Source organism: Collinsella aerofaciens (assembly GCF_015560135.1).
In the GTDB taxonomy this organism is placed as follows: domain Bacteria; phylum Actinomycetota; class Coriobacteriia; order Coriobacteriales; family Coriobacteriaceae; genus Collinsella; species Collinsella aerofaciens_AN.
Genome location: NZ_JADMRH010000013.1, coordinates 41696 through 52813, shown reverse-complemented (window position 1 = coordinate 52813; position 11118 = coordinate 41696). Strand labels below are relative to the sequence as shown.

Annotated in this window: 11 protein-coding genes; 1 reads left to right on the top strand and 10 read right to left on the bottom strand. The window is 60.6% G+C overall.

Annotation, left to right across the window (positions count from 1 at the left end):
• Positions 1–112: 112 nt before the first annotated feature.
• Together I2H19_RS06745 and I2H19_RS06740 are read right to left on the bottom strand one after the other, a co-directional pair.
• Positions 113–1006, bottom strand: coding sequence for a homocysteine S-methyltransferase family protein (locus I2H19_RS06745; RefSeq protein ID WP_195622114.1), 894 nt, complete (start codon positions 1004–1006; stop codon positions 113–115).
• A gap of 10 nt (positions 1007–1016) precedes the next feature.
• Complete coding sequence (locus I2H19_RS06740; protein ID WP_195622111.1) at positions 1017–1439, bottom strand: metal-dependent transcriptional regulator; 423 nt, start codon at positions 1437–1439, stop codon at positions 1017–1019.
• A 120-nt stretch (positions 1440–1559) separates the two neighbouring features.
• Here I2H19_RS06740 and pepT point away from each other — a divergent pair, with 120 nt between their 5' ends.
• Positions 1560–2807, top strand: coding sequence for a peptidase T (pepT, locus tag I2H19_RS06735; RefSeq protein ID WP_195622109.1), 1248 nt, complete (start codon positions 1560–1562; stop codon positions 2805–2807).
• 252 nt (positions 2808–3059) lie between these two features.
• Here the strand turns inward: pepT and I2H19_RS06730 are convergent, their stop codons facing one another.
• The 8 genes from I2H19_RS06730 to atpF all read right to left on the bottom strand — a co-directional run bounded on the left by I2H19_RS06730 (position 3060) and on the right by atpF (position 11110).
• Complete coding sequence (locus tag I2H19_RS06730) at positions 3060–4295, bottom strand: LCP family protein (protein ID WP_195363612.1); 1236 nt, start codon at positions 4293–4295, stop codon at positions 3060–3062.
• 12 nt (positions 4296–4307) lie between these two features.
• Complete coding sequence (murA, locus tag I2H19_RS06725; protein ID WP_035138796.1) at positions 4308–5591, bottom strand: UDP-N-acetylglucosamine 1-carboxyvinyltransferase; 1284 nt, start codon at positions 5589–5591, stop codon at positions 4308–4310.
• A gap of 88 nt (positions 5592–5679) precedes the next feature.
• Positions 5680–6072: an ATP synthase F1 subunit epsilon gene (gene atpC / locus I2H19_RS06720; protein ID WP_006235718.1), complete on the bottom strand. Its 393-nt coding sequence runs from the start codon at positions 6070–6072 to the stop codon at positions 5680–5682.
• Positions 6073–6075: 3 nt separating this feature from the next.
• The gene (gene atpD / locus I2H19_RS06715; protein ID WP_006235717.1) at positions 6076–7530 is read right to left on the bottom strand and encodes a F0F1 ATP synthase subunit beta; all 1455 of its coding nucleotides are present in this window, start codon (positions 7528–7530) and stop codon (positions 6076–6078) included.
• Positions 7530–8438 (bottom strand): ATP synthase F1 subunit gamma, encoded by a 909-nt coding sequence (gene atpG / locus I2H19_RS06710; RefSeq protein ID WP_195622107.1) that lies wholly within the window; start codon positions 8436–8438, stop codon positions 7530–7532. Before atpG ends, atpD begins: the two co-directional genes overlap by 1 nt.
• Positions 8439–8443: 5 nt before the next feature.
• Positions 8444–10042, bottom strand: coding sequence for a F0F1 ATP synthase subunit alpha (gene atpA, locus I2H19_RS06705; RefSeq protein ID WP_195622105.1), 1599 nt, complete (start codon positions 10040–10042; stop codon positions 8444–8446).
• Positions 10042–10518: a F0F1 ATP synthase subunit delta gene (locus I2H19_RS06700; RefSeq protein ID WP_006235713.1), complete on the bottom strand. Its 477-nt coding sequence runs from the start codon at positions 10516–10518 to the stop codon at positions 10042–10044. Before I2H19_RS06700 ends, atpA begins: the two co-directional genes overlap by 1 nt.
• Entirely contained in the window at positions 10508–11110 is a 603-nt protein-coding gene (gene atpF / locus I2H19_RS06695) for a F0F1 ATP synthase subunit B (RefSeq protein WP_006235712.1), read from the bottom strand. Before atpF ends, I2H19_RS06700 begins: the two co-directional genes overlap by 11 nt.
• Positions 11111–11118: the final 8 nt, after the last annotated feature.

Below are 11118 nucleotides of genomic sequence, written 5' to 3'. Positions count from 1 at the left end.
GCCGTTTGGCCCCACCCGCATAGCGGGTGGTTTCTGATGCGGCGCGCTGCGCGCCCCGCACAGGCTAAAGCCCGTAATAAAAAAACCGCCCCGTATGGAGCGGTTTTGCCCTTTATATATCGAGCGCCTCGGCCATCGCTGCCGTAGTGATTGCCGTGGTTCCACAGCAACTGCCCACCATTGCGGCGCCGGCATGTCTCCATTCGATGCATGCGCGCGCGAAAGCTTCGGGATTCTCGTGCCATACGGGGCCATCCTGAGTCTGGACCGGATCGCCTACGTTGGGACGCACCGTAACGGGAGTAGTCGCCGATGCAACCATCCTGGGCACCGCCGCATTCGCGGCCGCAAGCGAACAGCAATTAACACCAACCGAGTTTGCGCCGTGTTTTTCGGCGTACAAAACGGCTGCCTCGATGTTGAGGCCATCGCCCAGCAGGTCGCCTTTATCGTCAACGACAAAACTCACCAGAACAGGCATGCCGTCGGCGGCATCTCGGGCGCCGGCAAGCATGGGCTGCAGATTACGGATAGACGTCACCGTCTCGATCAGCAGACCGTCAACACCAGCATTGAGCAAGGCGTGCGCCTGTTCGCGCGCAATGCCGCGGATTTCACGATACTCGACAGAGTCCTCGGCAAACCACTCAATACCGATCGGGCCCATCGAGCCCAGCAGTAGCTGAGGGTGCGCCTGGCGGGCATCGTCGACGGCCCCGCGATTGACCTCCGCCACGGACGGCGCAATCTGGTCGTGCTTGAGGGCATAGCTCGATGCCTGAAAGGTATTGGTAATGAGCACCTGCGCGCCGGCGGCGACATACAAGCGATGGATACGAGAAACGGTCTGCGGCTCTGCCAGATTCCAAAACGCCGGTGGAATGTCGGCGGCATCGTACTCACTCAACAAAACACTGCCCATGGGGCCCTGCTCCAACAAGGTCTCGCTCGACAAGCGGCGCGTAAGTTCCTCGGCACCAAAGCGGTTGTAATAACTCGTATCCATATATATCCCGCTATTCCTCGACGCTGATTCCCTGCTTTTCGAGATAGGCGAGCCAGCGGCTCATCGTGTCCTCGGATAGCGCATGCTCCATCATGCAGGCCTCGGAATCGGCTCGCTCAAATTCGGCACCGAGCTCCTGAACCAAAAACGTGCGGATGAGGCGATGACGGTACCAGATAGCCGTGCCAACCTCGCGGCCGCGATCGGTCAGGATCACCTTGCCGTAGTGCGATTGCTCGACAAGCTCGGATGCCTTGAGAGCCGAAACCGCTTTATTGACCGATGCCTTGGAGACGCCAAGGCGCTGCGCGATGTCGACCGATCGCACGCCGTTGGTTTCCCCCTCTTCGCTTTCAATGCGAACCATGCACTCCAAGTAGTCTTCGTTCGCCACCGTCAGATGTAGTTCGCGCGAGCTATTTGTCGTACCCATGATCTTCCGTCCCTTCTGCATTCAATGGCTGATTCTACCCCATCCAAGCGTCGTGGTATGCCGTGGCATACCGTGCTAGAGTTCTTGTTGCACACGACGACCAAGATTGGAGCGGTCTTTATGGAAAACACCACCACGAGCCCCGATGTCCTCGAACGCTTTTTGCGCTACGTCCAGATCAACACGCAGTCCGAGGATGCAAACTGCGACCAGGTACCCTCGAGCGCCGTTCAGTTTGACCTTGCCAACGTGCTGGCTGAAGAGCTGCGCGAGCTTGGTGCGGAAGATGCCCACGCGACCGAGCACGCCTATGTCTGCGCGCATATCCCCGCAAGTGCGGGCGCTGAGGACAAGCCCGCCCTGGGCCTGATCGCCCATCTCGACACCACCGAAGTTGCACCGGGCGCCGGCGTGAAGCCGCACATCGTACACTACGAAGGCGGCGACCTGGTCTGCGGCACGGTTGACGGTAAGCCCGTTGCCATGAGTACCGCCAAGCTTCCCGCCCTGAATGACCTCGCGGGTGAGGACCTGGTCTGCAGCGATGGCACCACGCTGCTGGGCGCGGACGACAAGGCAGGCGTCGCCGAGATCATGTCGCTTGTCGCGCGTATCGCTCAGGACCCTTCTCTGCCCCATCCCGCACTCGGCATTTGCTTCTGCCCTGACGAGGAGATCGGCCACGGAGCCGAGCTGTTGGATATCGATACCTTTGGCTGCAAGTACGCCTACACGGTCGACGGTGGCCCCATCGGCGAGCTGGAGTGGGAGTGCTTTAACGCCGCCGAGGCGACCGTCCGCTTTGAGGGCCAGTCCATCCACCCGGGCGACGCCAAGGGCCGTATGGTCAACGCAGGCAATCTGTTCTGCGACTTCAACGCGTTGCTCCCCTGCGTGCAGCGCCCGGAGTATACGGAAGGCTACGAGGGCTTTTATCATCTTGAGGGTGTATCTGCAACCGTCGATCACGCCACAGCGCGCTATATCGTCCGTGACCATGACGCCGCCAAGTTCCAGCAGAAACTCGATCTTATTGATGCCGCCGCCTCGATGCTCAACCAGCGTCTGGGTGAGAAGCGCGTGACGGTCGAGATTAAGCAGCAGTATCGAAATATGGCCGAGATCGTTCGTGACTATCCCGAGCTTATTGATGTTGCCAAGGAAGCCTACCTTGCCTGCGGCGTTGAGCCCCAAGTGCTGCCGATTCGCGGCGGCACCGACGGCGCGCAGCTGTCGTTCCGCGGTCTGCCCTGCCCCAACCTTTCCACCGGCGGCTATTGCTACCACGGCGTCAACGAGTTCGTCCCGGTCAGTTCGCTCGTCAAGATGACCGACGTGCTCCAGGAGCTCGTCGCCCGCTTTGCATAAGGAACTCGAACAATCTAGGTAAGCAAAACCGCCCCGTCCTCAAAACCGAGAACGGGGCGGTTTTTGGTGCAAGGGGAGTAGTCAGCACCGCAGGTTGAGCCAACGTCAGCGAGCGCCGCCCAAGGCGGCAATTTGTCATTCAAAAGGCAGGGCATGACCAGAAGGTCAATGCCCTGCCTTTTGAATGACAAATTGCCGCCTTGGGCGGCGCGCAGCGTCGAGCCGTTACGGCGTTTGGTAAAACGCCGTAACTTAGTAGTTGGCCTCGTAGCCGTTACCGTCGCCGGTGGGCTCTTCGTAGTAGTCCGAATCGCTCGAATCGCCTGAGTCATCGGAATCGTCAGAGCTGACCGATGAAGTTGCGGTACCGTTTGCGTAGTCGTCAGACGTGTTGTTGTTCAGGTCGCCGATCGTAGAACTGGAACCGTCGGAAAGACCCATGGTGTTGGGACCCTTGGGATCCTTGCCGGCATCGACGCGCTCCATCATTTCCTTGAGCTCGTCCTCGTAGACAAAGACGTAGCTCACACCGTCGATCATGGTGCTGTCGTCGGCGTACGAGGGCAGGTTGGCCGAGTAGATACCGTCGACATCCATACCGCGCATGGCGTTGACCGTAGCCACGATATCCTGAACGCTCATATCGGTTACGAGCATATCGGACAGCGAATTAACCAGGCCAAAAATCTTCGTGGCATCGAAGTTATTGAGAATCTGGTTGGCAAGGGCGCCAAGCACCTGACGCTGGTGGCGCATGCGCGTGTAATCGCCGTCGGCATAGGTGTAGCGGCAGCGGGCATAGGTAAGGGCGGTGGCACCGTCCATATGCTGCTGGCCAGCGGTAATCTTAATATCCAGGTGCTCGGGGTCGTCAACATCATCGGTTGCGTTAATGTCGATACCGCCAACCGAATCAATCAGCGCCTGCATACCGTCGAAGCTGACCTCGGCATAGTGGGAAATCTGAACACCGCACAGCTCGTTGACCGCCTCGACCATGGCCTCGGCGCCGCCAACGGTATGGCAGGCGTTGATCTTCATGGTCTCGCCCTTGTACTCGACCTTGGTGTCGCGCGGAACGGAAATGAGCGTCGCCTGCTTTTGCGTGGGGTCGATGCGTGCCAGGATAATCGAGTCGGCACGATACGTATCCTCGCCCGGACGGCCGTCGGTGCCAAGAAGCAGCACGTAGAACGGATCCTTTGCCTCATCGGTGTCAACCAGAACCCGACGCAGATTATCGGTAATGACATTAGAATCGCCGAGCTTGCCCATAATGGTAGCAAACCACAGGCCGGCAGCGGTAGTGGCACTCAGCAGCACACCAAGCACGACAATGAGCGCGACGTGACGAATCGTGTGGCTACGACGACGTTGACGAGCGCGCTCGGAATAGCGAGCCACGTTATCGCGACTGTAGATCTTGGCCTGCGCACCAGTTGAGGGTCTTCGGGCGGTGGTATCCGCGAGGGGCTTTTTATTAAACATAGGCAACCTGTATTAGTAGATGACGGGATCGGGGACGGTAGCATGCTCGACATGCGCGCCGAGCGCCTGCAGCTTTTCGACAAACTGCTCGTAGCCGCGCTTGATGTGATGGATAGCCGAAACCTCGGTCGTCCCGTCGGCGATCAAGCCCGCTACGACGAGGGCCGCTCCGCCACGCAGATCGGGCGAGGTAACCTGTGCACCCGAGAAACCCTTGACGCCATGAATCATGGCATGATGGCTCTCGATACGAATGTCGGCACCCATGCGCACCAGCTCAGAGGCAAACATAAAGCGATTCTCGAAGATGTTCTCGGTAATAACGGAACTGCCGTCGGCGAGAGCGGAGAGCACCATAATCTGCGCCTGCATGTCCGTCGGGAAGCCGGGGAACGGAAGCGTTTGGATGTCGACCGGCTTGATACGCTCGGCACGGTTCACATGGACGCCATCCTCGACGCGCTCGCAGTCGATACCCATGAGCTCCATCTTCTTGAGCACCATGCCCAAGTGAATGGGGCAAAAGCCCGTGACATCGACACCACGATCGTCGGCCATCAACGCACCGGCAACGATAAAGGTACCGGCCTCGATGCGGTCGCCCACTACGCGATGGGTAACAGGATGCAGTTCTTCCACGCCCTCGATGGTCACGACAGGCGTACCGGCGCCAACAATCTTGGCGCCCATCTCGTTGAGCATGTTGGCGAGATCGACGATCTCGGGCTCGCGGGCGGCATTGTCGATAACCGTGGTGCCCTGCGCGCGCACGGATGCCATGATGAGGTTCTCGGTCGCACCGACGCTGGCGAACTCGAGCGTAACGGTGGTACCGCGCAGACCTTGGGGCGCATTAGCGTTGATGTAGCCGTGGGCGGTATCGAACTCTACGCCCAGGGCCTCGAGACCAAGAATGTGCATATCGATCTTGCGAGCACCCAGGTTGCAGCCGCCCGGCATGGCGATCTTGGCGCGATGGAAGCGGCCCAGCAGGGGTCCCATCACGGCAGTGGAAGCACGCATCTTGGCGACGAGCTCGTAGGGGGCCTCCCAAGAATCGACCTGAGAGGTATCAATCTCGAGCGTGTGCTCGTCGAGAACATCGATCGTAGCGCCCATGCCCTTGAGCACCTTGCCCATCACGTGGACATCGGAAATATCGGGCACGTTCTGCAGCGTCGTCTTGCCCGGCGCCAGAAGCGTTGCCGCCATGAGTTTGAGTGCGGAGTTCTTGGCGCCCGAAACGGGCACGGAGCCTCCGATGGCGTGGCCACCCTCAACGCGGATAATATCCAAGGTCTACCCTTTCAAAAAGCATGCCCGGGATGGCTGAGCCATCCCGGGCATGATGTGTTCGCAAATGGTCGAACGCTAAATCGTTTGACTATTGGGCAAGCTTGAGCTTACACCATGCGATTTCATTATAGAGGTAGGCGCGGCGTGCATCATCCTCCGACAAATTACCCAGCTTCTCTTCAAAACCTTGAATATCAGCTTTAAGCTTGTCGGCATCGACGGTCGCCAAATCGCAAGCGCGCTCGGCGAGAACGGTCACGACATCGTCCGCAACCTGGGCATAGCCGCCGGCCACGGCAAACGTGTGGTCGACAGTGCCCATGGCCTTATCGGAAACGCGAACGTAACCGCGGTCGATCGTGCAGATCTCGCTGGAGTGAGCAGGCAGAACGCCAAACTCGCCATCCGTGGACGGAATCGACACAAACGCAGCGTCGCCCTCATAGGCGCAGCTCACGGGGCACACGATGCGGATACGCATAACCTACTTCTCCCCCATCTTGCGGGCGCGCTCGCGCACGTCCTCAATCGTGGAAGCATAGCGGAAAGCCTGCTCGGGCAGGTCATCGGCCTTGCCGTCGACAATCTCGGCGAAAGAGCGGACGGTATCCTCGACGCGGACGTAGACACCGGGGTTGCCGGTGAACTTCTCGGCGACGTGGAAGGACTGCGAGAGGAACTGCTGAATCTTACGGGCACGGTTGACCGTAAGGCGCTGCTCCTCGGACAGCTCGTCCATACCCAGAATGGCGATGATGTCCTGAAGGTCGGAGTACTCCTGCAGGAGCTCCTGGACCTTGACGGCGACACGGTAGTGCTCCTCGCCGACGATCGAGGGATCGAGAGCGTCGGAGGAAGATGCGAGCGGGTCGATAGCCGGGAACAGGCCGAGCGACGAAATGCTACGCGAAAGAACCGTGGTGGCGTCGAGGTGCGTAAACGTTGTGGCAGGCGCCGGGTCGGTCAGGTCGTCTGCGGGGACGTAGACAGCCTGGACGGAGGTAATGGAGCCCGTCTTGGTCGAGGTAATGCGCTCCTGGAGGTCGCCCATCTCGGTTGCCAGCGTGGGCTGGTAACCAACGGCGGACGGCATACGGCCCAGCAGTGCGGAAACCTCGGAACCTGCCTGGGAGAAGCGGAAGATGTTGTCGATGAACAGCAGAACGTCCTGGCCACGATCACGGAAATACTCAGCGGTAGTAAGGCCGGCCAGACCGATGCGCAGACGCGCTCCGGGCGGCTCGTTCATCTGACCATAGACCAAGCAGGTCTTGTCGATAACGCCAGACTCGCTCATCTCGAGGAACAGGTCGGTGCCCTCGCGGGTACGCTCGCCGACGCCGGTGAACACCGAGGTGCCGCCGTGCTCCTGGGCGAGGTTGTTGATGAGCTCCTGAATCAGAACGGTCTTGCCGACGCCGGCACCGCCGAACAGGCCCGTCTTGCCGCCACGGATGTAGGGCTCAAGCAGGTCAACGGCCTTGATGCCGGTCTCGAAGATCTCGGTCTTGGTGGTGAGCTCGTCGAAACGGGGCGCTGCATGGTGGATGGGGTAGAACTCCTCCACCTCGGGCATGGGCTTGCCGTCGACGGGCTTGCCCATGACGTTCCAAATGCGGCCGAGCGTCTTGGGGCCGACCGGCATCTTCATGGGCTCACCGGTATCGGTGGCGATGAGGCCGCGCTGCAGGCCGTCGGTCGAGGACATGGCGACCGTGCGGACGACGCCGCCCGGAAGCTGGCTCTCGACCTCGAGGATCGTGCTCAGGTGACCGATCGGGGTCTCGGCCTCGACCGTGAGCGCGTTGTAGATCGGGGGCACCGCGCCGTCAAACTTGACGTCGACGACAGGGCCGATGATTCGCACGATGCGACCATCACCGGCAGTCGTCTTCTTGGTGGCTTCCTCGACCGCAAGCTTTACGGTGTTATTAGCCATTACTGTTCCTCCAATGCTGAGGCTCCGCCGACGATCTCGTTAATCTCGGTCGTGATCGAAGCCTGGCGCACGCGACTATACGTGCGGGTAAGGGTCGAGATGATCGCGGTGGCGTTTTCCGTCGCGGAGTGCATGGCCTTGCGGCGTGCACCCTGCTCGGCAGCCGCCGAATCGATCAGGGCCTGGTAGATGACCGTCAGGATATAAGACGGCACAAGCTTGCCGAGAACATGCTCGGGAGAGGGCACGAACTCGAACGTGGACGAGATGCGCTTAGGGGCGTCGGTCTCGTTCTTACGCGGACCGTGGGCCATAGCGATCATCTCGGGGTCGAGCGGCAACAGATGCTCGACGCGAAGCTCCTGATCCACGCGGTTCTTGGCGTGGTGGTAGACAAGCTCGACACGGTCAAGCTCACCGGCACGATACGCATCGCAGATATGAGAGGAGATCATGCGGGCCTGATTGAAATCGGGCTCAGAGGAGTTGCCCTCAAAGTGCATGACGACGTTTGCGCGGTCACGGAAATACGTGGCCGGCTTACGCCCGCACGCGATGATCTCGCACTCGATGCCGTCGTTCGCCCAAGAAGCGGCGAGCTTTTCGGCCGTGCGCTCCACCGTCGTATTGAAACCGCCGGCAAGGCCGCGGTCCGAGGCAATAACGACAATCAGGCCATGCTTGACGCTCTCATGCTTCTGCAGCATGGGATCGGTGCCCGAACAGGAGGCGTCGCCGGCGACCGTCAACATGACGTCGGTCAGCGCCTCCTTATAGGGCTCGGCCTGCTTGGAGCGATCGAGGGCACGACGGATCTTGACCGTAGAGACCATCTCCATCGTGCGCGTGATCTGCTTGGTCGTGGTAACCGAGGAGATTCGCTTCTTAATGTCGCGAAGGTTGGCCATGGGGCTTAGCTCTCCTCTGATCCAGAAACATCCGAATGGTGCTTGGCCATGAACTGCTGCTTGAAGTCGCCGATGACGCGCAAGAGCTCAGCCTTGGTGTCATCATCGATCTTCTTGGCGCGAACCTTGTCGAGCAGCGAGCCAAAGCCATTGTCCATGTACTCGATGAGCTCGGCACGGAAGGGCAGCACGTCGGCGATCTCCAGGTCATCCAGGAAGCCCTCGTTGCCAGCGAACAGCGTAACGATCTGCTCGCCAACCTCAAACGGCTTGTAACGCGGCTGCTTCAGGAGCTCGGTCATGCGAGCACCGTGGGTAAGCTGCTTTTGCGTGGCCTCGTCGAGGTCGGAGCCGAACTGCGTAAAGCCGGCGAGCTCCTGGTACGAAGCGAGGTCCAGACGGAGGTTGCCGGCGACCTGCTTCATAGCCTTGGTCTGCGCGTCGCCACCGACGCGGGACACGGAAATACCCACGTCGACTGCCGGGCGCTGGCCCTGGAAGAAGAGCTCGGACTGCAGGTAGATCTGACCATCGGTAATGGAAATGACGTTGGTCGGAATGTAGGCCGAGACGTCGCCGTCCTGGGTCTCGATGATCGGAAGAGCCGTCATGGAGCCATAACCGTTCTTCTTGGACATCTTGACGGCACGCTCGAGCAGACGAGAGTGCAGGTAGAAGATGTCGCCAGGATAGGCCTCGCGTCCGGGCGGACGATGCAGCGTCAGCGACATCTGACGGTAGGCCACAGCCTGCTTGGACAGGTCGTCGTAGATGACGAGCACGTGGCCGCCGGGGTTGGTCTCGCTGGCGGGCTTACCGTCCTCGCCGTTGTACATGAAGAACTCGCCGATAGCGGCACCGGCCATAGGCGCGATGTACTGCATAGGGGCGGAATCGGCAGCGGTGGCCGAAACGATGATGGTGTAGTCGAGCGCACCGTGCTGAGCGAGGGTCTCGCGGATGTTGGCGACCGTGGAGGCCTTCTGGCCGATGGCGACATAGATGCAGACCATGCCCTTGCCGCGCTGATTGAGGATAGCGTCGATGGCGATGGCGGTCTTACCGGTCTTACGGTCGCCGATGATGAGCTCACGCTGACCGCGGCCGATAGGCACCATGGAGTCGATAGCGAGCAGACCGGTCTGAACCGGCTCGCACACCGGGGTACGGTCGATGACGCCGGGGGCCTTGAACTCGATGGGGCGACGGTGCGTGGCGACGATGTCGCCCAGGCCGTCGATGGGCTGGCCGAGCGGATTGACGACGCGGCCGAGCATGGCACGGCTCACGGGGATATCCATAATGCGGCCAGTGGTGCGGCACTCGTCGCCTTCCTTGATGGAGTCGACGGCACCGAACAGAACGGCGCCGACCTCGTCACGGTCAAGGTTCTGGGCAAGGCCGAAGACGGTCTCACCGGTATCGGAGCTCTTGAACTCCAGAAGCTCGCCTGCCATGGCGCTCTTGAGGCCGGAGACGCGCGCGATGCCGTCGCCTACCTCGTCGACCGTTGAAACCTCATGCGTATCGACCGTCGCGGAGAGGCTCGTGAGCTGCTCCTGCAGTTTCTTGGCGATATCCTGGGCATTGAGGGTTTCGGACATTAGGCTTCACCTCCGTACGAATTAGCAGAGTTTGCGAGGGTCTCCTGCGCGATGCGCAGCTGCGTCTTGACGGAAATGTCACGACGCTCGCCGCGGGCCTCGAGCACCAGGCCGCCCACAATAGACGGGTCGACCTGCTCGATAAGGAATACCTTGCGGCCGAAGTCCTGCTCGCATTTCTTAGTGATGGTTTGACGCAGCTCGTCGTCGAGCGGGATCGCCGTGGTGACGGTCACGCCCACTACATCCTCGTCTTCCTCGGCAACATACTTAAAGGCAGCTGCCACCTTGGGAAGAAGGTCGAGCTGGTCGCGCTTGGACATGGTGTCGAGCACGGCGATGATCTCGGGGCTGGCAGAAGCCAGGCGCTCGATCATCTCGAGGTCCTCGAACACATGGTTCTCGGCCTTGGCGGCTTCCAGAAGGGAGCGCGCGTAGGTCTCGAGCACCTTGTCCTGATAGCGGCTAGTCGGCATTCAGGCTACCTGCTTCCTGGATGTAGCGCTCGATGAGCTTCTTCTGCTCGGCATCGTCCTCGAGTGCCTCGCCCACGATCTTGGTGGCGACGGCAACGGACAGGTCGGCGATGGAGCTCGCGGCACCGGCGTAAATGGACTTGCGCTCGTCCTCGACGGTCGTATGGGCCTTGGCGATGATCTCCTCGGCCTCCTTGTGAGCAGCCTCGATGATACGGGCGCGCTCGGACTCGGCGTCCTTACGGGCCTCGAGAACGATGTCGGCAGCCTGACGACGGGCGTCGGTGACGATCGAGTCGGACTCAGCGCGCTTGGCGATGGCCTCCTGCTTGGTCTTCTCGGCCTCGTCGAGGCTCTCCTCGATCTTCTTGCCGCGCTCCTCCATGGTCTTCATGATGCCCGGCAGGGCGACCTTGGCCAGCACGATCCAGATAATCAGGAAGGCGATAAGCGCCGGGATGAACTCCGCCATCTTAGGGATGAGGATGTCCGCACCGGCAGCGCCGTCCTCAGCGAACGCGGAAACCGGCATGAGCAGCGCGGCCGCGGACGCGGAGAGTGCGATCGCGCTCTTCTGGGATGAAAGATTCATACTTGACG